At 71.9% G+C, this 24175-nt stretch carries 25 protein-coding genes and 1 pseudogene; 19 read left to right on the forward strand and 7 right to left on the reverse strand.

Annotation, left to right across the window (positions count from 1 at the left end; all coding sequences use genetic code 11):
- Positions 1–162 precede the first annotated feature (162 nt).
- The 5 genes from rpsM (at position 163) to truA (ending at position 3844) form a co-directional block, all read left to right on the forward strand.
- A complete protein-coding gene (gene rpsM, locus SSPS47_RS20725) occupies positions 163–543 on the forward strand; it encodes a 30S ribosomal protein S13 (RefSeq protein ID WP_164252337.1) in 381 nt (126 codons plus the stop codon).
- A 64-nt stretch (positions 544–607) separates the two neighbouring features.
- Positions 608–1012, forward strand: coding sequence for a 30S ribosomal protein S11 (gene rpsK, locus SSPS47_RS20730; protein WP_003956432.1), 405 nt, complete (start codon positions 608–610; stop codon positions 1010–1012).
- Between the two features lie 118 nt (positions 1013–1130).
- Complete coding sequence (locus SSPS47_RS20735) at positions 1131–2153, forward strand: DNA-directed RNA polymerase subunit alpha (RefSeq protein WP_078075533.1); 1023 nt, start codon at positions 1131–1133, stop codon at positions 2151–2153.
- A 174-nt stretch (positions 2154–2327) separates the two neighbouring features.
- Entirely contained in the window at positions 2328–2840 is a 513-nt protein-coding gene (gene rplQ, locus SSPS47_RS20740; RefSeq protein WP_147874336.1) for a 50S ribosomal protein L17, read from the forward strand.
- A gap of 80 nt (positions 2841–2920) precedes the next feature.
- Entirely contained in the window at positions 2921–3844 is a 924-nt protein-coding gene (truA, locus tag SSPS47_RS20745) for a tRNA pseudouridine(38-40) synthase TruA (RefSeq protein ID WP_164252339.1), read from the forward strand.
- Here the strand turns inward: truA and SSPS47_RS20750 are convergent.
- Positions 3812–4696 (reverse strand): hypothetical protein, encoded by an 885-nt coding sequence (locus SSPS47_RS20750; RefSeq protein ID WP_164252341.1) that lies wholly within the window; start codon positions 4694–4696, stop codon positions 3812–3814. The two genes, truA and SSPS47_RS20750, sit on opposite strands and share 33 nt — an antisense overlap.
- 95 nt (positions 4697–4791) lie before the next feature.
- Between SSPS47_RS20750 and SSPS47_RS20755 the strand changes: the two genes are divergently transcribed.
- The 4 genes from SSPS47_RS20755 (at position 4792) to glmM (ending at position 9215) form a co-directional block, all read left to right on the forward strand.
- Complete coding sequence (locus tag SSPS47_RS20755) at positions 4792–6414, forward strand: ATP-binding cassette domain-containing protein (protein WP_164252343.1); 1623 nt, start codon at positions 4792–4794, stop codon at positions 6412–6414.
- A 279-nt stretch (positions 6415–6693) separates the two neighbouring features.
- Positions 6694–7137: a 50S ribosomal protein L13 gene (gene rplM, locus SSPS47_RS20760; RefSeq protein WP_147874332.1), complete on the forward strand. Its 444-nt coding sequence runs from the start codon at positions 6694–6696 to the stop codon at positions 7135–7137.
- Between the two features lie 42 nt (positions 7138–7179).
- Entirely contained in the window at positions 7180–7707 is a 528-nt protein-coding gene (gene rpsI, locus SSPS47_RS20765) for a 30S ribosomal protein S9 (protein ID WP_147874331.1), read from the forward strand.
- Positions 7708–7856: 149 nt separating this feature from the next.
- Positions 7857–9215: a phosphoglucosamine mutase gene (gene glmM / locus SSPS47_RS20770; RefSeq protein WP_164252345.1), complete on the forward strand. Its 1359-nt coding sequence runs from the start codon at positions 7857–7859 to the stop codon at positions 9213–9215.
- A 30-nt stretch (positions 9216–9245) separates the two neighbouring features.
- Here the strand turns inward: glmM and SSPS47_RS20775 are convergent.
- Together SSPS47_RS20775 and coaA are read right to left on the reverse strand one after the other, a co-directional pair.
- Positions 9246–9536: pseudogene (locus SSPS47_RS20775) on the reverse strand (DUF389 domain-containing protein); the annotation flags it as partial.
- Positions 9537–9540: 4 nt separating this feature from the next.
- Positions 9541–10545 carry a type I pantothenate kinase gene (gene coaA, locus SSPS47_RS20780; protein WP_164252347.1) on the reverse strand — a complete coding sequence of 335 codons (1005 nt, stop codon included), beginning with the start codon at positions 10543–10545 and terminating at the stop codon, positions 9541–9543.
- 191 nt (positions 10546–10736) lie between these two features.
- Between coaA and SSPS47_RS20785 the strand changes: the two genes are divergently transcribed.
- On the forward strand, positions 10737–10907 hold the full coding sequence (locus SSPS47_RS20785; protein ID WP_164252349.1) for a hypothetical protein: 171 nt from the start codon (positions 10737–10739) through the stop codon (positions 10905–10907).
- A 179-nt stretch (positions 10908–11086) separates the two neighbouring features.
- Positions 11087–11209 (forward strand): hypothetical protein, encoded by a 123-nt coding sequence (locus SSPS47_RS36010; RefSeq protein ID WP_275405163.1) that lies wholly within the window; start codon positions 11087–11089, stop codon positions 11207–11209.
- A gap of 37 nt (positions 11210–11246) precedes the next feature.
- On the opposite strand, the gene SSPS47_RS20790 is transcribed toward SSPS47_RS36010, so the two are convergent.
- On the reverse strand, positions 11247–12842 hold the full coding sequence (locus SSPS47_RS20790; RefSeq protein ID WP_239065303.1) for an FAD-dependent monooxygenase: 1596 nt from the start codon (positions 12840–12842) through the stop codon (positions 11247–11249).
- Positions 12843–12900: 58 nt separating this feature from the next.
- On the opposite strand from SSPS47_RS20790, the gene SSPS47_RS20795 reads away from it, so the two are divergent.
- Complete coding sequence (locus tag SSPS47_RS20795; protein WP_203557890.1) at positions 12901–13605, forward strand: TetR/AcrR family transcriptional regulator C-terminal domain-containing protein; 705 nt, start codon at positions 12901–12903, stop codon at positions 13603–13605.
- A gap of 4 nt (positions 13606–13609) precedes the next feature.
- On the opposite strand, the gene SSPS47_RS20800 is transcribed toward SSPS47_RS20795, so the two are convergent.
- Together SSPS47_RS20800 and SSPS47_RS20805 are read right to left on the reverse strand one after the other, a co-directional pair.
- Positions 13610–14038, reverse strand: coding sequence for a pyridoxamine 5'-phosphate oxidase family protein (locus SSPS47_RS20800; RefSeq protein ID WP_164252351.1), 429 nt, complete (start codon positions 14036–14038; stop codon positions 13610–13612).
- Positions 14039–14181: 143 nt separating this feature from the next.
- Complete coding sequence (locus SSPS47_RS20805) at positions 14182–16101, reverse strand: DUF4034 domain-containing protein (protein WP_239064995.1); 1920 nt, start codon at positions 16099–16101, stop codon at positions 14182–14184.
- A gap of 175 nt (positions 16102–16276) precedes the next feature.
- Between SSPS47_RS20805 and glmS the strand changes: the two genes are divergently transcribed.
- The 7 genes from glmS to SSPS47_RS20840 all read left to right on the forward strand — a co-directional run bounded on the left by glmS (position 16277) and on the right by SSPS47_RS20840 (position 23467).
- Entirely contained in the window at positions 16277–18124 is a 1848-nt protein-coding gene (glmS, locus tag SSPS47_RS20810; protein ID WP_164252353.1) for a glutamine--fructose-6-phosphate transaminase (isomerizing), read from the forward strand.
- A 30-nt stretch (positions 18125–18154) separates the two neighbouring features.
- On the forward strand, positions 18155–18523 hold the full coding sequence (locus tag SSPS47_RS20815; RefSeq protein ID WP_147874322.1) for a holo-ACP synthase: 369 nt from the start codon (positions 18155–18157) through the stop codon (positions 18521–18523).
- A 29-nt stretch (positions 18524–18552) separates the two neighbouring features.
- The gene (locus SSPS47_RS20820; protein WP_164252356.1) at positions 18553–20016 is read left to right on the forward strand and encodes an NAD(P)H-hydrate dehydratase; all 1464 of its coding nucleotides are present in this window, start codon (positions 18553–18555) and stop codon (positions 20014–20016) included.
- Positions 20017–20140: 124 nt separating this feature from the next.
- Positions 20141–21355, forward strand: coding sequence for an alanine racemase (gene alr, locus SSPS47_RS20825; RefSeq protein ID WP_164252358.1), 1215 nt, complete (start codon positions 20141–20143; stop codon positions 21353–21355).
- The gene (locus SSPS47_RS20830) at positions 21352–22596 is read left to right on the forward strand and encodes an alpha/beta hydrolase (RefSeq protein ID WP_164252360.1); all 1245 of its coding nucleotides are present in this window, start codon (positions 21352–21354) and stop codon (positions 22594–22596) included. The genes alr and SSPS47_RS20830 overlap by 4 nt, the downstream gene beginning before the upstream one ends.
- Positions 22568–23125, forward strand: coding sequence for a tRNA (adenosine(37)-N6)-threonylcarbamoyltransferase complex ATPase subunit type 1 TsaE (gene tsaE / locus SSPS47_RS20835; protein WP_164252362.1), 558 nt, complete (start codon positions 22568–22570; stop codon positions 23123–23125). Before SSPS47_RS20830 ends, tsaE begins: the two co-directional genes overlap by 29 nt.
- 159 nt (positions 23126–23284) lie before the next feature.
- Complete coding sequence (locus SSPS47_RS20840; RefSeq protein WP_164252364.1) at positions 23285–23467, forward strand: hypothetical protein; 183 nt, start codon at positions 23285–23287, stop codon at positions 23465–23467.
- Between the two features lie 58 nt (positions 23468–23525).
- On the opposite strand, the gene SSPS47_RS20845 is transcribed toward SSPS47_RS20840, so the two are convergent.
- Positions 23526–24053, reverse strand: coding sequence for a hypothetical protein (locus SSPS47_RS20845; protein ID WP_164254780.1), 528 nt, complete (start codon positions 24051–24053; stop codon positions 23526–23528).
- Positions 24054–24175 lie beyond the last annotated feature (122 nt).

Below are 24175 nucleotides of genomic sequence, written 5' to 3' on the forward strand. Positions count from 1 at the left end.
TACTTCGCGCGACGCGAGCGAACACGTATATACGCAGTGTCCGACGTCATCCGCACCAGCTGATGGCGCCGACACCCCCGGCGGAGGCCGGGGACCCGGAGAGAGCACCAATGTCCGGGACCGTCACTGCGGAAGACCTCCGAAATCACTCAGGAGCCATGAATGGCACGCCTCGCAGGCGTTGACCTCCCGCGCGAAAAGCGCGTCGAGGTCGCCCTCACCTATGTCTTCGGCATCGGGCGCACCCGGTCCAAGGAGACCCTCGCCGCCACCGGCGTGGACCCCAACGTCCGTGTCCGCGACCTTGCCGAGGAAGACCTCGTCAAGCTCCGCGAGTACGTGGACGGCAACCTCAAGACCGAGGGTGACCTCCGTCGCGAGATTCAGGCCGACATCCGCCGCAAGGTCGAGATCGGCTGCTACCAGGGTCTGCGTCACCGTCGCGGCCTGCCGGTCCACGGCCAGCGCACGAGCACGAACGCCCGTACCCGCAAGGGTCCGCGTCGCGCCATCGCCGGCAAGAAGAAGCCGGGCAAGAAGTAGTCCTCAGCGGACGCTCATCAGCGGTCTTCGCTGTAGGACCGACCACCTCCCGTAGGAGTAATAGATGCCCCCCAAGGGTCGTCAGGGCGCTGCCAAGAAGGTGCGCCGCAAGGAAAAGAAGAACGTCGCTCACGGGCACGCCCACATCAAGAGCACGTTCAACAACACCATCGTCTCGATCACGGATCCCTCGGGCAACGTGATCTCCTGGGCCTCCGCCGGCCACGTCGGCTTCAAGGGCTCGCGCAAGTCCACCCCCTTCGCCGCGCAGATGGCCGCCGAGTCGGCCGCCCGCCGCGCGCAGGAGCACGGCATGCGCAAGGTCGACGTCTTCGTCAAGGGTCCCGGCTCCGGCCGTGAGACCGCGATCCGCTCGCTCCAGGCCACCGGCCTGGAGGTGGGTTCGATCCAGGACGTCACCCCCACCCCGCACAACGGCTGCCGCCCTCCGAAGCGTCGCCGCGTTTGATCTTCTGTACCCCCTGAGGGTATGGATCGCGGGCGGTACGGGGCCTTGGCTCCGTACCGCCCGTACCCTTGTTCCTGTTGGCATCAAATAGTGGGTGCCAAGACTGGAGGCGTTTTCCATGCTTATCGCTCAGCGTCCGTCGCTGACCGAAGAGGTCGTCGACGAGTACCGTTCGCGATTCGTCATCGAGCCGCTGGAGCCGGGTTTCGGCTACACGCTCGGTAACTCCCTGCGTCGTACGCTCCTCTCCTCGATCCCCGGTGCCGCTGTCACCAGCATCCGGGTCGACGGGGTCCTGCACGAGTTCACCACCGTGCCGGGCGTCAAGGAGGACGTCACCGACCTCATCCTCAACATCAAGCAGCTGGTCGTCTCCTCGGAGCACGACGAGCCGGTCGTGATGTACCTGCGCAAGCAGGGCCCCGGCCTGGTCACCGCCGCCGACATCGCGCCCCCGGCCGGTGTCGAGTGCCACAACCCGGACCTCGTCCTCGCCACGCTGAACGGCAAGGGCAAGCTGGAGATGGAGCTGACCGTCGAGCGCGGTCGCGGCTACGTCTCCGCCGTCCAGAACAAGCAGGTGGGCCAGGAGATCGGCCGTATTCCGGTCGACTCCATCTACTCGCCGGTGCTCAAGGTCACGTACAAGGTCGAGGCGACCCGTGTCGAGCAGCGCACCGACTTCGACAAGCTGATCGTCGACGTCGAGACCAAGCAGGCCATGCGCCCCCGCGACGCCATGGCGTCCGCCGGCAAGACGCTGGTCGAGCTGTTCGGTCTGGCGCGCGAGCTCAACATCGACGCCGAGGGCATCGACATGGGCCCCTCGCCGACGGACGCGGCGCTCGCCGCCGATCTCGCCCTGCCGATCGAGGAGCTGGAGCTCACCGTTCGGTCGTACAACTGCCTCAAGCGCGAGGGCATCCACTCCGTGGGTGAGCTCGTGGCGCGGTCCGAGGCGGACCTGCTCGACATCCGCAACTTCGGTGCCAAGTCGATCGACGAGGTCAAGGCGAAGCTGGCCGGCATGGGCCTGGCGCTCAAGGACAGCCCGCCCGGATTCGACCCGACCGCCGCCGCCGACGCGTTCGGCGCGGACGACGACGCGGATGCCGGTTTCGTGGAGACCGAGCAGTACTGAGGCCACCCGGCCGGGGGGCTTTGTCCTCAAACGCCGGACGGGCTTGATTTGGCCGGGCGTCGTCGTCAAAGGCGGCGCCCGGTGCTGCGCGGATCAACTTTCCCAGGGCAGCCGCTCTGGGGGAACTGACACCGGTACCTGATACGGCCGGTGCAGATATGAAGGAGTAACACCATGCCGAAGCCCGCCAAGGGTGCCCGTCTGGGCGGCAGCGCAGCGCACGAGCGGCTGCTTCTCGCGAACCTCGCGAAGTCGCTGTTCGAGCACGGCAAGATCACGACGACCGAGGCCAAGGCCCGCCGCCTGCGTCCGGTCGCCGAGCGTCTGGTCACCAAGGCGAAGAAGGGCGACATCCACAACCGTCGCCTCGTTCTCCAGACGATCACGGACAAGAGCATCGTGCACACGCTCTTCACCGAGATCGCTCCGCGGTACGAGAACCGCCCCGGTGGCTACACCCGCATCACCAAGATCGGCCCCCGTCGTGGCGACAACGCCCCGATGGCGGTCATCGAGCTGGTCGAGGCGCTGACCGTGGCGCAGAAGGCCACCGGTGAGGCCGAGGCCGCGACGAAGCGTGCCGTGAAGGAAGACGCCCTCAAGAAGGAGGAGTCCTCCAAGGAGGACGCCCCCGTCGAGGACGCCAAGGCGACCGAGGAGGAGTCCAAGGACTCCAAGGACGCCTGACCGTTTTTTCGAGGTCGCGGAACGGGCCCGCATCACCCTCAGGGGCGGTGCGGGCCCGTTCCGTATGAATGGGGTGAGTGGTGAGCGAGGAGACCGAGGGTGCGGCGCCCGGGTTCGTACGGGTACGGCTCGACCTGAGCTACGACGGGAAGGACTTCTCCGGGTGGGCGCGGCAGGCCACCCGGCGGACCGTCCAGGGGGACATCGAGGACGCGCTGAAGGTCGTGACGCGCTCCTCGCGGACGTACGACCTCACCGTCGCGGGGCGCACGGACGCCGGCGTGCACGCGCGCGGACAGGTGGCGCACGTCGATCTGCCCGCGGAGCTGTGGGCCGAGCACCGGGAGAAGCTGCTGCGGCGCCTCGCGGGGCGCCTGGCGCACGACGTACGGGTGTGGAGGGTCGAGGAGGCGCCGGTGGGCTTCAACGCGCGTTTCTCGGCGATCTGGCGGCGGTACGCCTACCGCGTCACCGACGATCCCGGCGGTGTCGACCCGCTGCTGCGCGGCCATGTCCTGTGGCACGACTGGACGCTGGACGTGGACGCCATGAACGCGGCGTCGGCGGGGCTGGTCGGGGAGCACGACTTCGCCGCGTACTGCAAGCGGCGCGAGGGCGCGACGACGATCCGCACGCTCCAGCGGCTGGAGTGGGAGCGGGACGCGCACGGTGTCATCACCGCGACGGTCCGGGCCGACGCCTTCTGCCACAACATGGTGCGCTCGCTGGTCGGCGCGCTGCTGTTCGTGGGCGACGGGCACCGGCCCGTGGAGTGGCCGGCGAAGGTGCTGGCCGCCGGGGTGCGGGACTCGGCCGTCCATGTCGTACGGCCGCACGGTCTCACCCTGGAGGAGGTCGGCTACCCGGCCGACGACCAGCTCGCCGCGCGCAGCCGGCTGGCCCGCAACAAGCGGACCCTGCCGGCTGCCGGGGGCTCCGAGGACCCTGGCGGCCCCGGTGGAGCCCTGGTGTCATTCGTCGACGGGTGCGGTGGCTGCTGCTGACGCCTGCGCCTCGCCGCGGCGGCGGATCTGCAGGAAGGTGAACTCCGCGACGTCGTCACCGGTGGTGTAGACGTCCTTGTCGGTCTTCACGACGTCCTTGCCGCTGGTGAAGCCGCCGACGGTGAAGTACACGTACCTGCCGTACGAGTTGGTGGTCTTGCGGCAGATCGCGCCGCCCCGGCAGAACGTCGGGACACCCGCCCCGGAGAGCGAGGCCAGACCGCCGCGCGCCTCCTTCTTCGCCTTCAGCGCCTGTGTCTCGGTGGAGAAGACGGCGACGCCGACGGTCACCGCCGTGCCACCACGGGTGTACGTGGCGCGGATGACCTGGTCGCAGGTGTTGGCGGCGAGGATCGAGCCGAGGTCGCCCTGGGTGGCGCCCGCGCAGTTCGTGGTGCGGTTCGTCGCGCCCTTGGTGTAGTCGCGGTCGCCCATCGTCAGCTTCGCGCCGGGGAAGAGGGTGTCGGCGCCGAGCGGCAGCTTGTCCTTGTCCTCGGTGGAGATGAAGTCCTTCGGGTCCGGCGGCGGCAGCGGCTCGGCGTCGGAGAACGAGGGCTCGGGCTCGGCGCTCTCGCTGGGCAGGTCGGGCGCCACGGGCAGCTCGCTCGTGTTCTTGCCGTTCGCGCGGTCACCGCCGTCGCCGTTCGCGGAGACGACGGCCGTGGCGACGATCGCCGCGACGGCGGCGGTCGCGAGGACGCCGCCGCCTATCAGCATCCACCGCCTGCGGCGGGCCCGCTGTGCCGAGGCGTCGGCGAGCGCGGCCCAGTCCGGTGTCTGCCCCTGCGGGTCCCGCGATCCGTACGGCCCCTGTGGGGGCGGCCCGTAAGGCCCCCCTTGACCAAAGCTCATGGCGGGAGTTTAGACGGCGCGAAGGGGGTTCAGGTTCCGGGCCGGGAACGGAATTGGGTTGGGGGAGTGGGGCCTCGGCCCCCACAATGCGAACCATGGGACATCTGGAGGCCGCGCACCTGGAGTACTACCTACCGGACGGACGGGTGCTGCTCGGCGACGCCTCGTTCCGAGTGGGCGAGGGCGCCGTCGTGGCGCTCGTGGGAGCCAACGGCGCGGGCAAGACGACGCTGCTGCGGCTGATGGCGGGGGACCTCCAGCCGCACGGCGGGACGGTCACCGTATCCGGCGGCCTCGGCGTGATGGAGCAGTTCGTCGGCTCCGTACGGGACGAACGCACCGTCCGCGACCTGCTGGTCTCCGTGGCCCAGCCGCGGATCAGGGAAGCGGCGCGGGCGGTGGACACCGCCGAGACCGCGATCATGGAGCGCGACGACGAGGCCGCGCAGATGAGTTACGCGCAGGCGCTGAGCGACTGGGCGGAGGCGCGCGGGTACGAGGCCGAGACCCTGTGGGACATCTGCACGGTCGCGGCGCTCGGCGTCCCGTACGAGAAGGCCCAGTGGCGCGCGCTGAAGACGCTGAGCGGCGGCGAGCAGAAACGGCTCGTGCTGGAGGCGCTGCTGCGCGGGCCCGACGAGGTCCTGCTCCTCGACGAGCCCGACAACTACCTGGACGTACCCGGGAAGCGGTGGCTGGAGGAGCGTCTCAAGGAGACCCGCAAGACTGTGTTGTTCGTCTCCCACGACCGGGAGCTGCTGGCGCGCACCGCCCAGCGGATCGTGAGCGTGGAGCCGAGCCCGGCCGGGTCGGACGTGTGGGTGCACGGCGGCGGCTTCGGTACGTACCACGAGGCCCGCAAGGAGCGGTTCGCGCGCTTCGAGGAGCTGAAGCGGCGCTGGGACGAGGAGCACGCGCGGCTGAAGGCACTGGTGCACCGGCTGCGGCAGCAGGCGGCGATCAGCCCCGACATGGCGTCGCGGTACCACGCGATGCAGACGCGCTTCAAGAAGTTCGAGGACGCCGGGGCGCCGCCGGAGCCGCCGCGCGAGCAGGAGATCCGGATGCGGCTCAAGGGCGGCCGGACCGGGGTGCGGGCGGTGACCTGCGAGAACCTGGAGCTGACCGGGCTGATGAAGCCGTTCTCGCTGGAGATCTACTACGGCGAGCGGATCGGGGTGCTCGGATCGAACGGCTCGGGCAAGTCGCACTTCCTGCGACTGCTCGCGGGCGATCCGACGGTCGCGCACACGGGGGAGTGGAGGCTGGGAGCGCGGGTCGTGGCCGGCCACTTCGCGCAGACGCACGCGCATCCGGAGCTGCTGGGGCGGAGCCTGGTCGACATCCTGTGGACCGAGCACGCGAAGGACCGGGGCGGCGCGATGAGCGTGCTGCGCCGCTACGAACTGGAACGGCAGGGCGACCAGCCGTTCGACAAACTGTCGGGCGGGCAGCAGGCGCGCTTCCAGATCCTGCTGCTGGAGCTGCGCGGGACGACGGCGCTGCTGCTGGACGAGCCGACGGACAACCTGGACCTGGAGTCGGCGGAGGCCCTCCAGGACGGTCTGGAGGCGTACGAGGGGACGGTCCTGGCCGTGACCCACGACCGGTGGTTCGCGAAGACCTTCGACCGCTATCTGGTCTTCGGTTCGGACGGGGTGGTGCGCCAGTCGCCGAAACCGGTCTGGGACGAGCGCCGGGTGGTACGCGCGCGGTAGCGCCCGCCCGGCGCGGGCCCGCTCGAGGCGGCGGGCTCGCGGGGGCGCATCCGTGGGCGGGGGCCTCGTTTTGACCCGTACGGCGCACCCTGGGTATCCTTCTGGTTCGTTATGCGTATTGGCTTGTTCATTCTCACGTGAGAGGCCCTTACGCCGGTCCACCGGGCCGATGATCCAGCGGCAGGCACGGGTTGCGTCCCCGTATGTCTGCCAGGGCTGTCGTGATCGTCCGGGTGGCCTTGTCAGGACCCACTCACTGAAGAAGCGAAGGCTACGACCGTGCGTACGTACAGCCCCAAGCCCGGCGATGTCACGCGCCAGTGGCACATCATCGACGCGCAGGACATCGTCCTGGGCCGTCTGGCGACTACGGCAGCGAACCTCCTCCGGGGCAAGCACAAGCCGATCTACGCCCCTCACATGGACATGGGCGACTTCGTCGTCATCATCAACGCCGACAAGGTCCACCTGTCCGGCAACAAGAAGACCCAGAAGATGGCGTACCGCCACTCCGGCTACCCGGGTGGTCTGCGTTCCGTCCGCTACGACGAGCTGCTCGCGAAGAGCCCCGAGAAGGCCGTGGAGAAGGCCATCAAGGGCATGATCCCCAAGAACACCCTGGGCCGTCAGATGCTCTCGAAGCTGAAGGTCTACGCGGGGGACCAGCACCCGCACGCCGCTCAGCAGCCGGTCCCGTTCGAGATCACCCAGGTCGCGCAGTAATTCCGGCCACCGCCTAAGACGAAAAGAAATCTGAGGAACATCGTGGCCGAGACCACTGCAGAGACCCCCGTGGACGCCGCCGAGGGCGAGGAGACCTTCGCCGAGGTGACGACCTTCGAGTCGGAGACCCCCGTCGAGGGCGAGTACACCTCCGAGTCGCTGGCTTCCCGGTTCGGCGACCCCCAGCCGGCCGCCGGCCTGGGCCGCCGTAAGAACGCCATCGCCCGCGTCCGGATCGTTCCGGGCACCGGCAAGTGGAAGATCAACGGTCGCTCGCTCGAGGACTACTTCCCGAACAAGGTTCACCAGCAGGCTGTCAACGAGCCCTTCAAGGTGCTCGAACTCGACAACCGCTACGACGTCATCGCCCGCATCTCGGGTGGCGGCGTCTCCGGCCAGGCCGGCGCGCTGCGCCTCGGCGTGGCCCGCTCGCTGAACGAGGCGGACGTGGACAACAACCGCGGCCCGCTGAAGAAGGCCGGCTTCCTGAGCCGCGACGACCGCGCGGTCGAGCGCAAGAAGGCCGGTCTCAAGAAGGCCCGTAAGGCGCCGCAGTACAGCAAGCGCTAAACGCTGGCTCGGCCCTACCCGCGCCATGGCCCTTGCGGTCGTACGGCGTATGTATGGCATATGTTCGCCCCGGCGGCACTCTGTGCTGCCGGGGCGTTCGTTTTCCGGGCTCTTCGGGGCAATTTCTGAGCACTTTCGGAGGGACAGCTGTGGGACGACTCTTCGGCACGGACGGCGTGCGCGGCATCGCCAACGCGGATCTGACGGCGGAGCTCGCGCTCGGTCTGTCGGTCGCCGCGGCGCATGTACTCGCCGAGGCGGGCACGTTCGAGGGCCATCGGGCGACAGCGGTGGTCGGGCGTGATCCGCGGGCGTCGGGCGAGTTCCTGGAGGCCGCCGTGGTGGCGGGTCTCGCGAGCGCGGGCGTGGACGTCCTGCGCGTCGGTGTGCTGCCCACCCCGGCGGTGGCGTATCTCACCGGGGCGCTGGGCGCCGACCTCGGCGTGATGCTCTCCGCGAGCCACAACGCCATGCCGGACAACGGCGTCAAGTTCTTCGCGCGCGGCGGTCACAAGCTGGCCGACGAACTGGAGGACCGGATCGAGAATGTGTACGACGAGCACCGCACCGGGGCCCCGTGGGAGCGTCCGACCGGTGCGGGAGTGGGCCGGGTCCGCAACTACGACGAGGGCTTCGACCAGTACGTCGCGCATCTCATCGGCGTCCTGCCCAACCGCCTCGACGGGCTCAAGGTCGTCCTGGACGAGGCGCACGGCGCCGCGGCCCGGGTGTCGCCGGAGGCATTCACCCGCGCGGGCGCGGAGATCATCACGATCGGCGCCGAGCCGGACGGCCTGAACATCAACGACGGCTGCGGATCCACGCACCTCGACCTGCTGAAGGCCGCGGTCGTCGAGCACGGCGCGGACCTCGGCATCGCGCACGACGGCGACGCCGACCGCTGCCTCGCCGTGGACGCGGCGGGCGAGGAGGTCGACGGCGACCAGATCCTGGCCGTGCTGGCCCTCGCGATGCGCGAGGCGGGCACGCTGCGCGGCGACGCGGTGGTGGGGACGGTGATGTCCAACCTCGGCTTCAAGATGGCGATGGAGCGGGAGGGCATCACCCTCGTGCAGACGGCGGTCGGCGACCGCTACGTACTGGAGTCGATGAAGGAGCACGGCTACGCGCTGGGCGGCGAGCAGTCCGGGCACGTCATCGTCCTCGACCACGCGACGACCGGCGACGGCACGCTGACGGGTCTGATGCTGGCGGCGCGTGTGGCGAGCACGGGCCGTTCACTGGCGGACCTCGCGGGGGTGATGCGGCGGCTGCCGCAGGTGCTGGTGAACGTGCGGGACGTGGACAAGTCCCGCGTCACGACATCGGCGGAGCTGGCGACGGCGGTGACGGAGGCCGAACAGCAACTCGGCACGACCGGCCGTGTACTGCTGCGCTCCTCGGGCACGGAACCGCTGGTCCGCGTGATGGTGGAGGCGGCCGACATCGAGCAGGCGCGCGCGGTGGCGGGGCGGCTGGCGGACGTGGTGAAGTCGGCGCTGGGGTAGGGGAATCGGGGCGGGGCGGGGTGGCGCCGGTCAGGGCGTTCCAGGTCGTCCGGGGCGCCTGGGTGTTCCGGGCATCGGCTTCCGGGCGCCGCCCCGCCTCGCCCACAGCGCCTTCTGTACGAGCAGGGTGAGCGTCCCGGCGATGACGATGCCGCCGAGGTTGATCAGGAGCTGGACGCTGGAGCCCCACACCTGGCTCAGGTCTCCGTAGCCGAGAGCGACCGCGGCGTTCGCGGCGGCGGGGATCGTGGTGACCGAGATGGCGACGCCGACCAGTGCGCCCGACTTCGCCGACGTCAGCGAGAGCATGCCGGCCGTCCCTCGGTCAGAGTTTACGGAGGGACAGCCGCTGGACCTTGTGGTCCGGTCCCTTGCGGAGGACCAGGGTGGCACGGCCGCGGGTCGGCGCCACGTTCTCCAGCAGGTTGAGGCGGTTGACGGTGCGCCAGGTGGTGCGCGCGTAGGCGAGGGCCTCGTCCTCCGAGACCTGGGTGTACTTCCTGAAGTAGGAGGACGGATTCTGGAACGCCGTCTCGCGCAGTTTCCGGAAGCGGTTCAGGTACCAGGTCTCGATGTCCTCGGCGCGCGCGTCGACGTACACGCTGAAGTCGAAGAAGTCGGCCAGCCCGACGCGGGTGCGGCCGTCCTGGCCGGGGAGGGCGGGCTGGAGGACGTTCAGGCCCTCGACGATGAGGATGTCGGGGCGCCGTACGACGAGCCTCTCGCCCGGCACGATGTCGTACTTCAGATGCGAGTAGACGGGCGCGGTCACCTCGTCCTTGCCGGCCTTGATGTCGGCGACGAAGCGGGTCAGCGCCCGGCGGTCGTACGACTCCGGGAACCCCTTGCGCGACATCAGGCCGCGCGCCTGCAACTCCTTCATCGGCAGCAGGAACCCGTCGGTGGTCACCCGCTCCACGCGCGGGTGCTCGGGCCAGCGGGCGAGCAGTGCCTGGAGGAGCCGCGCGACGGTCGACTTCCCGACGGCCACGCTCCCGGCGACCCCTATCACGAAGGGCGTGCCGAGCTGGGCGCCCTGCCCGTTGCCGGCCTCCCCGAGAAAGGTGTTGAGGGCGCCCCGCAACTGGCCGGTGGCCCGCACGTACAGATTGAGCAGCCGGGAGAGCGGCAGATAGACGTCCCGCACCTCGTCCAGATCGATGACGTCCCCGAGCCCGCGCAGCCGCTCGACCTCCTGGGCGCTGAGCGGCAGGGGCGTCTTGTCGCGCAGCGCGCTCCACTCGGCGCGACTGAGGTCGACGAAGGGGGTCGGCCCATGCTCGGCCCGACGCTGGACGTTGCTCCGTGACGGCGAAGACGGTGTGATCACGTCGCCATTGTCGGGGGTGGGGGGTTGTTGTGGGGGGTGGGGTCGATCACGTGGGGTCACGGGACGGATGGCCGTACGTGTCATGAAGATTATGTGATCATGCTGTGTCTGATCGTGTCTGTTCATGCCGGACTTGTGGTCTTGAGGGGTTTTCCTTGATCGCGTTGACCACGTCGATGACGACATGGGAGATGACAAGACGCAGGTGGTGGCGGGGGATGACGGCGACGGCCGGAGCGCTGACCGCCGTGCTGGTGGCGGGCTCGGGCGTGCTGCCCGGCGGACAGGGTGAGGCGGTCGCCGCGGTGCGCTGTTCTTCTGGCCGCCGTCACCGGTTGTTCGTCCGGCTCGGACGCGGGTGACAGCGCGTTTCCGCTGCTCGGCGGGCTCAGGACCCTGGCCGACGACAACGGCGAGAAGCAGGTGACCATTCTCGACGCAGTCGAGGTACGGAAGTTGAGCAAGGGCGACGGCCGAGCGGCTGGATGCCAAGCTGCGGTCGGTCGTCAGCGCCGAGGCGCCGAAGTTCGACGGCGCGAAAGTGACCGTGGAGAAGGGTGACCAGCGCTTCGTGCGCGCCGTCGTTCCGGACACGGCTTCTCAGCGACCGGGCCGGCTGATCGCCACCGACATGGAACTGTGGATGATCGTCGCGGACCTTTGAGTCTGCCCTTCGTGCCGCCGTAACGGGGGCGCCCCGGTCAGGTGCTCGGCACCGCGACCGGCCTGGCCAGCACCCGGTCCAGGGCGTCGGCGAGGAACCGCGCTGGGTCCGGGGGTGGTGCCGTGACCCGCATCGCGACGATCGCGTCCGGTCGCACGAGCAGGGCCCCGCCGTCGGACAGCCACGGTGCGGAGACCTGGTGCGCCGGTAGGCCGATGTCCGCCGCGGTGGCGAGCCACCGGTCGCCCGCGGCGCCCACCAGCAGGGTCCACCGGGACGCGACCAGGTCGAGCGTGGAGATCCCGTCGACCCACGCATGGGGCACTCGTGAACCCGGCGATCCGTCCAGCGCCACCGCCAGGTCCACCGTGGACGGGAGTTCCGGCCGCGGGTCGACGACGGCGGCCGATTCGTACCGCTGGCCGAGGTGTACGACCGGCGCCGCCCACACCCCCGCCGCCGCCCTGGCGGCGTCGGCCTCGGGTCCACGCCCCCAGTGCAGCTGCGGGTCCGCGAGCCTGCGCATCGCCTGGTCCAGCGTCGCCGCGGCGACCGGCTCGCGCTCCCGCGCGTAGGAGTCGAGCAGCCCGGCGCCCGCCTCACCGTGGTGGACGGCGGCCAGTTTCCACACCAGGTTGTGGGCGTCGGCGACGCCGGTGTTGAGGCCGAACGCGCCCAGGGGCGACACAGTGTGCGCGGCGTCGCCGACGAGGAACACGCGGCCGACGGCGAAGCGGTCGGCCAGGGAGCTCCGGGGCCGCCACGGGAGCACGCTGCGCACCTCGACGTCGAGGTCCGGATCGCCGACCGCCGCGCGGACGACGGCGACGCAGCGCTCGTGCGTGAAGTCCTCCGGGCGCTCGCCCCCGTCGGCGTCGCAGGCGACGTGGAAGACCCAGTCCGTCTCGCCGTCCACGGTCGCCAGCAGGCCGGGTGCCTCCGGCGCGGTGATCGTGCAGGTGGCGAAGGACATTCCCCGCAGGTGGGGTCGGAGGTCGGCGCGGAAGAGGATGTTGATCATCGACTTGCCCAGGTCTCCCGCCCCGGAGGTGTCCACGCCGAGCGCGGTCCGCACGGGGCTGTGCGTGCCGTCCGCGGCCACCACGCGCTCGCAGCGCAGCGAGTAGCGGCCGTCGGGCCCCTCAAGTTCGGCGTCGACCCCGTCGGCGTCCTGCGCGATGTCGACCAGACGGGTCGACCAGCGCAGATCCGCTCCGCGGTGCGCCAGGTCGGCCGCCACCACGGCGTCAAGGCGGTCCTGCGCGCAGACACCGCGCAGCCTGAACGGCGTCGTGTCCGGTTCAGTGGCTGACGGGACCGCCATGGGCACGGTCACGACGTCGCCCGCGCCCATCTCGACGACGGTCCGTGCCACCGCCTTGCCCGCGGCGCCCCGGAGGTCGACCGCGACCGCGTCTACGGCGGTGTCGAGCCCGAGTTCGCGGAGGATTTCGACGGTGCGCGGCCCGATGCCGGTGGCGCGCGGGTGGACCGACGGCCCGGACCGGCGTTCGACGAGTACCGCGGGGACGCCGTGGTGCGCGAGCAGCGCCGCGGTGAGCAGCCCGACACTGCCGCCTCCGACCACGAGCACCGGCACCGGCATCGACTCTTCTGGGTACGTTGTCTCCATCACGGCTACACCGTAGCCAGAAGGTAGGATGCCGGTCAACGAGGAAAGGAACCACCCGATGACCGAACCCGCTCCCTCGTCGGTGTGGACCAGGCCGCGCCCCGAACCGCGCCGACGCGCGCCGGGGGTGGACCAGTACGTGGCCGCCGCGCTGGCCGTCGCCGACGCGGAGGGCCTGGCCGCCGTGTCGATGCGCCGGGTCGCGGGCGACCTCGGTTCCGGGACGGCCACCCTCTACCGCTACATCACCAACCGCGACGAACTGGTGGACCTGATGGTTGACGCGGCGCAGGGCGAGGACCCGCTCCCCGAGCCCGCGCGGGACTGGCGCGCCGACATGGCCGCGGTCGCGCACGCGCTGCGCGCGACCCTGCTGCGGCACCCGTGGCTGGCGGGCGAACTGGCGGGCAGGCCCTCGCTCGGCCCCAACTCGTTGCGGCGGTCCGAATCCGCGCTGCGCGCCGCCGTCGCGCTCACGCCCGACATCACCCTGGCCTCGCAGGCGCTCGGCGCCGTGCACGCGTACGTGCTGGGCTCGGTGGGCACCCAGCAGGCCGTTCGGCGTGCTGAGCAGCGTACTGGGCTGACCGAGGAGCAGTGGCAGCGCAGCGTCGGCCCCTATATCAGCGAGGTCCTCGCGGCGGGCGAGCACCCGATGCTCGCCCGCCGCGTTCTCGAAGGCGAGGAACTCGACCCCGACGTCGAGTTCGCGTTCGGCCTGGAGTGCGTGCTCGACGGTCTCGCGGCCCGATTGGGCCGCTGACCGGTCAGTACGCGAACCGGTTCACCTTCTCCGGGTGGATCACCAGGCGGACCTGGTCCTCGGCCAGGATCCCGGCGAGGTCGGCGGCGCGGGTCGGGTCGCCGAGGTCCCAGTAGCGGGCGGCCAGTCGGGAGGCCAGGTCGTGCGCCCCGTCGGGTTCGACCGTGACGCCGCCCGCGACCGACACCCAGCGCTCGCGTTCACCCACCGGGGCCGCGACGACGATCGAGGCGCGGGGATCGCGGCGCAGGCGCCGTACCTTGACCGTGTCCGGGCCGGTGAACAGCTGGACCGTGCCGTCGGCGGTGGCCTCGAACCACACCGGTCGGGGCTGTGCCGGGATCGGGCCCGCGGCCACGGACAGGAGCCCGTGCAGGGGGCGTTGGAGGAACTCCAGGTCCTCGGTGGTCAGCGAACTGGCGTCGGTGCTCATCACGGGTCCTTCCGATGGGTTTTCGGATCACACCTGCCCCGTCAGCATGGACCAACGCGCGCGCCGCCGCGGACTGCCGGGCGGATCCCCGCCCTCGACGTAGCCCCGGCCCGCGCCCCCACCGGGCCGGGCCACCACAGGCGTCAGCCCTTCCTGATCCGCCCCCGCCGCCGCCACGCGCCCGTCAGCTGGCCCGCGATGTAGCACGTCGCGATCGTCGACAGTGACGCGCGGAACCAGCCGATGTCCGGGGACCACCAGGCGTACGCCGTCACCGGGACGAACAGCAGCAGTGCCGCGACGCGCAGGACCCACCAGCGGGGTCGGCGCGGGAGTGTCGGGCGGCCCGCCGGGTCGCCCGAGAGGGTGTCGACTATGCCGCCGAAGAAGCCGCGCCGGGCCAGGACCCGGGCGTCGGCGAGGGTGGTGAGGACCTCGTCGCGGGTGCCGAAGTCCGCCGGGAGCGGGGGCAGTCCGAGTGCGGCGAGCAGGGCGGACTGGCGGCGGGCCGGATCGTCCGAGCCGCGCAGGAGGTTGGTCACCGGGCGGGTGTCGGCGACGCCGTACACCGTCGTCAGGGTGCCGGCCGTGGCCGCGACGGCGGCGTGGTCCGGGACCGGCGCCGCCGGATCCCAGTCGTGGTCGGCGACCTTCCTGCCCTTGTGGAGCAGCGTGAAGCCGTACCGGTCGCCGGTCCGCCGCAGGACCAGCGCGGGCCAGGGTTCACCGGTGGTGAAGTTGTCGGCGGCAGCCGTGAGCCGGTCCTCGCCGAGGAGTGTGGCGCGCAGGCCGGGCTCGGGGTCGGCGGCGAGCTCGACGTACGAGGACCGACCGGGCGCCGGGGCTATGCGCAGCGGGACACCGCACATGAGCGCGGCGTCGGCGACGGTGTGGGGCGGGGCCGCGACCAGCGCGAGGCAGTGCGGGGTGACAGGGGAGGCCGGAGAGGGGGAGGGGGAGGGGGAGTGAGTGGTGACCGCCTCCGTACGAGGCCCCGGCACCGGCGGTCTTGGCCGCGAGAAGAACGGCACCCGCGCCGCCACATGCATCCGCACCCCCGACCGGAACTCCAGGAACTCCTCCCGCGCGTCCCCGAGGTACGCCCACGGGTACTCCGTCGCGTGCACCCCCACCGCCCGGAACTGCTCCAGCGCCTCCCCGTGCCGGTCCGCCAGCACCAGCATCAGCGTCAGATGGTTGCGCAGACCCGCCACCTCCGGATCGCCCTGCGGGTACGCGTCCGACAGCTCCTGCGCCCGCTTCAGCGCGGCGTGGATCCGCGACCGGTCGATCCGGTCGCCCTCGGCCGGAGTGCCGTCGGCCACCACGTCGTACTCGACGGCCGCCAGCAGCGGCAGCGCGTGCAGCTTCGAGCCCGGCAGGGCGTGCTCCGCCGCGCGCTCGGCGAAGTCGAACATCTCCGCGTGCGATCCGTACCACTTGTCGCACAGGTACTGGAGCGCCGAGAGATGGCAGCCGTAGTGGTGCGGCGCGCGGGTGGTCGCCTCGGCCCAGTACGCGTCGAAGACCTCGCGCGGCGCCTGGCTGCCCCGCGCGTGGGTGAGCGCGACCTGCCACGGCACCGGGTCGGTGGGGTTCAGCTCGGCCGCCGCGCCGATCACCGGGACCGCGTCGTCGAGCAGCGCGAAGAACGCCTGGAACTGGTCGCGCGAGACGCTGCTCGCCCGCGCGCTCGTCCGTATCTCCCACGCCTGCCGCACGCAGTGCTCGGCCTTCACCAGTACGGCGTCCGGGTCCCGCGGCGACTCGGCGAGCCAGGCGTCCAGCCAGCCGGGGCTGTGCAGCGCGCTCTCGGCCAGCCGCGGCACGTATCCGCCGCGCCGCTCCCATTCGGCGCCGACGCGGGTCGCCGCGAGCAGGTCCCTGGCGGGCCCGTGGTCACCCGCGTACGCCGCGGTGAGCGCGGCGCGCAGCTCCGGCGCGGGCGGGTCGAGGACGACGGCCGCGTCGGGGGGCAGATGGGCGCCGACGGCGGCCCCGTGGCGGAGCATCCGCGGCAGGGTGATCAAGGTGCGTAGCGTCGCGGTCATCGTCACGGTCATCCATTGAAAGCTGTCGGGGGTGGCCGCCACCAGAGGCTGCCGGTGACAAAGCCGTATCGCATGGAGTAGCCGCCTCCGGCGGTCGCCCCAGGTGGGGCCGGGTGGGCCGAGGTGTCCGGGTGTCGTGCGCGAGCGCTGCCGGGGCCGCGGGACCGGCCGCCGTAGGCTGCCGACCATGTGCGGAATCGTGGGTTACGTCGGCGGACAGTCGGCGCTCGATGTGGTCATCGCCGGTCTCAAGCGGCTCGAATACCGCGGCTACGACTCGGCCGGTGTCGCGGTCCTCGCCGACGGCGGGCTGGCCTCGGCCAAGAAGGCGGGCAAGCTCGTCAATCTGGAGAAGGCGCTGGTGGAGCGGCCGTTGCCGAGCGGCAACACCGGTATCGGGCACACGAGATGGGCCACGCACGGCGGCCCGACCGACGCCAACGCCCACCCACACGCCGACAACGCGGGCCGCGTCGCCGTCGTGCACAACGGGATCATCGAGAACTTCGCCGCGCTGCGCGCCGAGCTGACCGACCGCGGCCACGACCTCGCCTCCGAGACGGACACGGAGGTCGTGGCGCATCTGCTCGCGGAGGCGTTGTCCTCGTGCGGTGAGCTGGCCGAGTCGATGCGGCAGGTGTGCGGGCGGCTGGAGGGCGCGTTCACCCTGGTCGCCGTGCACGCGGACGAGCCGGACGTCGTCGTCGGCGCGCGCCGCAACTCGCCGCTCGTGGTGGGCGTCGGCGACGGCGAGTCGTTCCTCGCCTCCGACGTCGCGGCCTTCATCGCCCACACCCGCTCCGCGCTCGAACTGGGCCAGGACCAGGTCGTGGAGCTGCGCCGCGACGGTGTGACGGTGACCGACTTCGAGGGCGCGCCGGCCGACGTGCGCGCCTACCACGTCGACTGGGACGCCTCGGCCGCCGAGAAGGGCGGCTACGACTACTTCATGCTCAAGGAGATCGCCGAGCAGCCCAAGGCCGTCTCCGACACCCTCCTCGGCCGTATCGACGCCGAGGGCTCGCTGACCCTGGACGAGGTGCGGATCCCCTCCCGTGTGCTGCGGGCCGCCGACAAGGTCGTCGTCGTGGCGTGCGGGACCGCCTTCCACGCCGGGCTGATCGCGAAGTACGCCATCGAGCACTGGACGCGCATTCCGTGCGAGGTGGAGCTGGCGAGCGAGTTCCGCTACCGCGATCCGATCCTGAACACCCGCACCCTCGTCATCGCGATCTCGCAGTCCGGCGAGACGATGGACACGCTGATGGCGCTGCGGCACGCGCGCGACCAGGGCGCCACCGTCCTCGCGATCTGCAACACCAACGGCTCGACCATCCCGCGTGAGTCGGACGCCGTCCTCTACACGCACGCGGGCCCCGAGGTCGCGGTCGCGTCCACGAAGGCGTTCCTGACGCAGCTCGTGGCCTGCTATCTGGTCGCGCTGTATCTGGGGCAGTTGCGCGGCACCGAGTACGGCGACGAGATCCGCGCCGTGATCCGTGACCTGTCGCGCATCTCGTGCGAGGTCGAGCGCGTGCTGGAGACGATGGAGCCGGTGAGGGAGCTGGCGCGCTCCCTCGCCGACAAGCGCACGGTGCTCTTCCTGGGGCGGCACGTCGGCCACCCGGTGGCGCTGGAGGGCGCGCTGAAGCTGAAGGAGCTGGCGTACATGCACGCCGAGGGCTTCGCGGCCGGCGAGCTGAAGCACGGACCGATCGCGCTGATCGAGGAGGACCTGCCGGTGGTGGTCGTCGTACCCTCACCGCGCGGGCGTTCGGTGCTGCACGACAAGATCGTGTCGAACATCCAGGAGATCAGGGCGCGGGGAGCGCGGACGATCGTGATCGCGGAGGAGGGGGACGAGGCCGTGGTGCCGTACGCGGACCATCTCATCCGTGTCCCGGTGACGCCTACGCTCCTTCAGCCGCTGGTCTCGACGGTGCCGTTGCAGGTCTTCGCCTGCGAACTGGCGACGGCGCGCGGCAACGAGGTGGACCAGCCGAGGAATCTGGCGAAGTCCGTGACGGTGGAGTGAGCCACGGCGAGTGAGAGATGGGGCAGTGCAGTGATCATCGGGGTGGGGATCGATGTCGCGGAGATCGAACGTTTCGCGGCGGCAATGGAGCGCACACCGGCCATGGCCGACCGGCTGTTCTCGGAGCCGGAGTTGCTGCTGCCGAGCGGTGAGCGGCGCGGTATCGCCTCACTGGCCGCCCGCTTCGCGGCCAAGGAGGCACTGGCCAAGGCGCTCGGCGCGCCGGGCGGGCTGCACTGGACGGACGCCGAGGTGTACGTCGAGGAGAGCGGGCAGCCCCGGCTGCGGGTACGGGGGACCGTGGCGGCGCGGGCGGCGGAACTGGGCGTGCGGGCCTGGCACGTGTCGCTCAGTCATGACGCCGGGATCGCGTCGGCGGTGGTGATCGCGGAGGGGTGACGCCGCGTCCGGTGCGGCAGACTCGTGGCATGCGTACTGCGTACAGCGTGGAGACCGTACGGACCGCCGAGCGGGAGCTGATGGACCGGCTCCCCGACGGCGTATTGATGCAGCGCGCGGCCGCCGGACTGGCCGCCGCGTGCGCGGATCTGCTGCGGCGGAGAGGGCGGGTGTACGGGGCGAGGGTCGTGCTGCTCGTCGGGAGCGGCGACAACGGCGGCGACGCCTTGTACGCCGGGGCCCGGCTCGCGCGGCGCGGGGCAGCGGTGACGGCCGTCCTGCTGGCGGCGGGGCGCGCGCACGCGGGCGGGCTGGCGGCGCTGTCGGGCGCGGGCGGGCGGCTCGTCGACAACACCTCCGCCCCCTCCGGCCCGTTCGACGCGCTGGCCGCCGCCGACCTCGTCCTGGACGGCATCACCGGCATCGGCGGGCGCGGCGGGCTGCGGCCCGACGCCGTACCCCTGGCACGCGCGGCGCGTGACTCGGACGCGGTGGTCGTGGCCGTCGACCTGCCGAGCGGGGTCGAGGCGGACAGCGGCGAGGTGGTGGGGGATGCGCTGCGCGCGGATGTGACGCTGACCTTCGGCACGTACAAGTGCGCCCATCTGATCGACCCGGCACGCGAGTACGCGGGGGCCGTGGGGCTCGTCGACATCGGGCTCGGCGCGGTGCTGCCGCCGGTGCCGGAGCTGGAGGGGCTCCAACACGCGGATGTGGCGCGGCTGTTGCCGGTGCCGACGGGCGAGAGTGACAAGTACCGGCGCGGTGTCGTCGGGGTCGTGGCCGGTTCGGCGCGCTATCCGGGGGCGGCGGTGCTCGCGGTGGCGGGCGCGCTGCACGGCGGCGCGGGGGCGGTGCGGTACGTCGGGCCCGCCGGGGACGCGGTCGTCGCCCGCTTCCCCGAGACGCTGGTCCACGCCGGTCCGCCGGCGAAGGCGGGCCGCGTCCAGGCCTGGGTGGTCGGTCCCGGTCTGGGCGAGGAGCCGGGCGTACGGGACGCGCTGGCGTCCGACGTGCCGGTCCTGGTCGACGCGGACGGTCTGCGCGGGCTGGACGCCGGGGTCGTACGGGCGCGTACGGCCCCCACGCTGCTCACCCCCCACGCGGGGGAGGCGGCGGCGCTGCTGGAGGTGCCCCGTGAGGAGGTCGAGTCGGCGCGGCTGACCGCGGTACGGGAACTGGCCGCCCGCTACGGCGCGACGGTGCTGCTGAAGGGCTCGACGACCCTGGTCGCCGACCCGGACACCGCGCTCCCCGTCCGGGTGAACCCCACGGGCACCCCCTGGCTGGCCACGGCGGGCAGCGGCGACGTCCTCTCGGGTCTGACGGGCTCCCTGCTCGCGGCGGGCCTCGGGGCACGGGACGCGGGGTCGGTGGGGGCGTATCTGCACGGTCTGGCGGCGCGGAGCGCGGCGCGGGGGGCGCCGGTGAGCGCGGAGGACGTGGGGGCGGCGCTGCGGGGGGCGTGGCGGGACGTGTCGGAGGAGGGCTGAGCATTCCCCGGGCCCCCGGAGCCTGGACCCCGTTCGTCCTCGATCGCCGGACGGGCCGCGGGTGCGGCTCGGCCGGCGGTGGACCCTCCCAGGTGGGACGGGTGGCTCTGAGAGACTGTCGGGGATGACCGGAACCGTTCATACCTCAGCCCTTCGGGGGCGCGCCGAGATCGATCTCGGCGCGCTCCGCGGGAACGTCCGCGCCCTGCGGGCGCGCCTCGCGCCCGGCGCCGGCCTGATGGCCGTCGTGAAGTCCGACGCCTACGGGCACGGCGCGCTGCCCTGCGCGCGGGCCGCGCTCGACGCCGGGGCGCTCTGGCTCGGGACCGCGACGCCGCACGAGGCGCTCGCGCTGCGTGACGCCGGGATCCGGGCCCCGATCCTGTGCTGGCTGTGGACCCCCGGCGACCCCTGGCGCGAGGGCATCGAGGCCGGTCTCGACATGTCCGTCTCCGCGATGTGGGCCCTGCGCGAGGTGACGCGGGCCGCGCGGGAGGCCGGGCGGACCGCGCGGATCCAGCTCAAGGCCGACACCGGACTCGGCCGCAACGGGTGCCAGCCCGCCGACTGGCCCGAACTCGTCGCCGCGGCCCGCGCCGCCGAGGTCGCTGGCACCGTCCGCGTCACCGGCCTGTGGTCGCACTTCGCGTGCGCGGACGAGCCCGGCCACCCGTCGACCGCCGCGCAGCTCGATGTGTTCCACGAACTGGTCGCGTACGCCGAGAAGGCGGGCATCGAGCCCGAGGTCCGGCACATCGCGAACTCCCCGGCCGCCCTCACCCTCCCCGAGTCGCACTTCGATCTCGTACGGACCGGCATCGCGCTCTACGGCATCTCACCCAGCTGCGAACTGGGCAGCTCCGCGGAGTTCGGGCTGCGGCCCGTGATGACGCTCACCGCGTCCGTGGCGCTGGTGAAGAGGGTCCCCGAGGGCCACGGCGTCAGTTACGGCCACCGGTACCGCACCCCCGCCGAGACGACCCTCGGCCTGATCCCCCTGGGATACGCGGACGGCGTCCCGCGCCACGCGTCCGGCAAGGGCCCCGTGCTCGTCGGCGGGGAGGTGCGGCGGGTGGCGGGCCGGATCGCCATGGACCAGTTCGTGGTCGACCTCGGTACCGGCCCGGACGCCGACGCCGTCCGGGAGGGCGCGCCCGCCGTCCTGTTCGGGCCCGGTGACCGGGGTGAGCCGACCGCCGCCGACTGGGCCGAGGCGGCCGACACCATCGCGTACGAGATCGTGACCCGGATCGGTCCGCGCGTTCCCCGCGTCTATGTGGACGGCGCGGATGGGCAAGAAGAGGGTGTCGGCGGAGACGGACGAGGAGCGGGACGTTGAGCGAGAGCACAGCGGGGGACCTGGCGTCGGCCGCCGCGAAGGCGGCCGACGCCGCCAACGGCGGAGGCAACTGGCGGCTGGCGGGTGTCGCCGGGACGGCGATAGGCGTGATCGCCGCCGGCGCCGCGGCGGGTGTCGCCATCGAGCGGCTGACCGTGGGCCGGGGCATGCGGAAGAAGGCCCGGCTCGCACTCGACTCGGCGGGGCCGTACGGCGCGCTGCGCGGCACCCCCGGCACGGCCGTCGCCGACGACGGCACCGAGCTGTACTTCGAGGTCGACGACGTCGACCCGGAGACCGGCGCGGGCGCCCCGCGCCGCCGACGGCTCTTCGGCCGCAAGGCCCCGGCGCCCGTCACCGTCGTCTTCAGCCACGGCTACTGCCTCAACCAGGACTCCTGGCACTTCCAGCGCGCCGCGCTGCGCGGTCTGGTGCGGACCGTCTTCTGGGACCAGCGCAGCCACGGCCGCTCCGGCCGGGGCGCCGCGCAGCAGGGCCCGGACGCCGTGCCCGTCTCCATCGACCAGCTCGGCCGCGACCTCGGGGCGGTCATCGGCGAGGCCGCGCCCGAGGGCCCGGTCGTCCTCGTCGGCCACTCCATGGGCGGTATGACGATGATGGCCCTCGCGGGCCACTGCCCCGAACTCGTAAGGGACCGGGTCGTCGGCGCCGCGTTCGTCGGGTCCTCCAGCGGCAGACTCGGCGAGGTCAGCTTCGGGCTGCCGGTGGCGGGGGTGAACGCCGTACGCCGCGTACTGCCCGGCGTGCTGAAGGCGCTCGGCTCGCAGACCGAGCTGGTCGAACGGGGCCGGCGGGCCACCGCCGATCTCTTCGCCGGGCTGATCAAGCGCTACTCGTTCAGCTCGAAGGACGTGGACCCGGCCGTCGCGCGGTTCGCCGAGCGGCTGATCGAGGGGACGCCGATCGATGTGGTGGCGGAGTTCTACCCGGCGTTCACCGAGCACGACAAGTCGGACGCGCTGCCGGGCTTCATGGACATCCCGGTGCTGGTGCTGGCCGGGGACCGCGATCTCGTCACCCCCAGCTCGCACAGCGAGGCCATCGCGGACCTGCTGCCGGACTCCGAGCTGGTGATAGTGCCCGACGCCGGCCATCTCGTGATGCTGGAGCATCCGGAGGCGGTCACCGACCGGCTCGCCGACCTGCTGGTACGGGTGGGCGCCGTCCCGGCAGCCACTAACGTGGGTTCGTATGGAAGCACCGCACAGCCCGGCAGCTGAGACCGGCGACCGCACGGCCGCCACGGCCCGTACCACCGCCCGTGTCACCGTCGACTCACCTGAACGCATGAGCGAGCTGGGCCGCAGGCTCGCCGCTCTGCTGCGCCCCGGCGACCTGGTGATGCTCACCGGTGAACTCGGCGCCGGGAAGACGACGCTGACCCGTGGACTGGGCGCCGGGCTCGGCGTACGCGGCGCGGTCACGTCGCCGACCTTCGTCATCGCCCGGGTCCATCCCTCCCTGACCTCGGGACCGCCGCTCGTGCACGTGGACGCGTACCGGCTCGGCGGCGGCCTGGACGAGATGGAGGATCTGGACCTCGACGTGTCGCTGCCGGACTCGGTGGTGGTCGTGGAGTGGGGCGAGGGGAAGGTCGAGGAGCTGTCGGACGACCGGCTGCACGTGGTGATCGACCGTCTCGTGGGGGCCGTGGATCCGCTCGCCGCGCAGGACGACCGGCGCGAGGTCACCCTCACGGGCATCGGCGGGCGCTGGTCCGGCGTCGACCTGGCCTCACTGGCCGCCTGAGCCCACCGCCGGGGACTCCCACGGCGACCGTGCGTCCGTGCTTTCCGACAAGACGTCGGTAAACTCTTGCGTGTGCCGTGCGGCGCGTGGTCACATGGTAAACGAGATTTGGTTAGGTCTGCCTAACCACGCTTGCCCCCGGAGCCTCAGGAGGCATCCATGCCGGCATCAGAGAGCACCGAAGCGCGACCGTCGGAGCCGACGGTCCAGTCTCCCGATCCCTCGTCCGTGTCGATGAGCGATCTGCTGGCATCGTGCGCGGCGGCCAGCGTCGTATCGACCCCGCCGACCGAGAGCCCGGCCGGGGTGCGCGGCGACGCGGACGCAGAGGACGCCGCGTAGCGCGCCGTGACCGCGGAGCGCCACGCATTTGACTGCCACTTGCCACAGGAGTTCGGGGCTACGGGACGACGACGACCTTCGCACCGACGGTCGCGAACGCCCACATCGCGTCGCCGTCCGCCGTACTCATCCGCACGCCACCCGTCCTCAGCGTCGGATCCGGGCTCGCCATCGACCCGTCGACCGCCGAGCTGAACCCGATCGCGACCTGGTCCACGCTCGCGAACCGCACCACGTGCTCGATGTCCACCCCGTCCGACCCGGTGACCTTCTCCGACCGCGACGTGACCTTGTAGGTGCCCGGCGGCGGGCTCACCGTGCTCGGCATGACCACGAAGGTCCGCGGCTTCTGCCCCGCCCCGCCCGCCAGCCACACACGCTTCGCGTCCAGCGCGTAGACGACGCGAGGACCGCTGCCCGACTTCGCGGGCACCGCGTGCGCGTCCTTCTTCTTCTCCGGCGCGGGAGAGGCGGAGGCCGAGGAGCCGGGCTTCTTCGGCGCCGCGAACTGGTCCGGCACGTTCGCCGACGCCTGGTACGCGAGGAAACCGACACCGGCGACGGCCAGCGCGGTGAGCCCGGCCACGAATCCCGAGCTGCTCCTGGACACCTTGATCCACCTCTCGTACGTACGTCTCGGTGGTGACGGTAGCAGCAGGCGGGAGAGGGGACAGGGCGCCGTGCCCGGTGCCGGGAGCCGTAGGCTGT

The organism is Streptomyces sp. S4.7, from assembly GCF_010384365.1.
GTDB lineage: Bacteria > Actinomycetota > Actinomycetes > Streptomycetales > Streptomycetaceae > Streptomyces.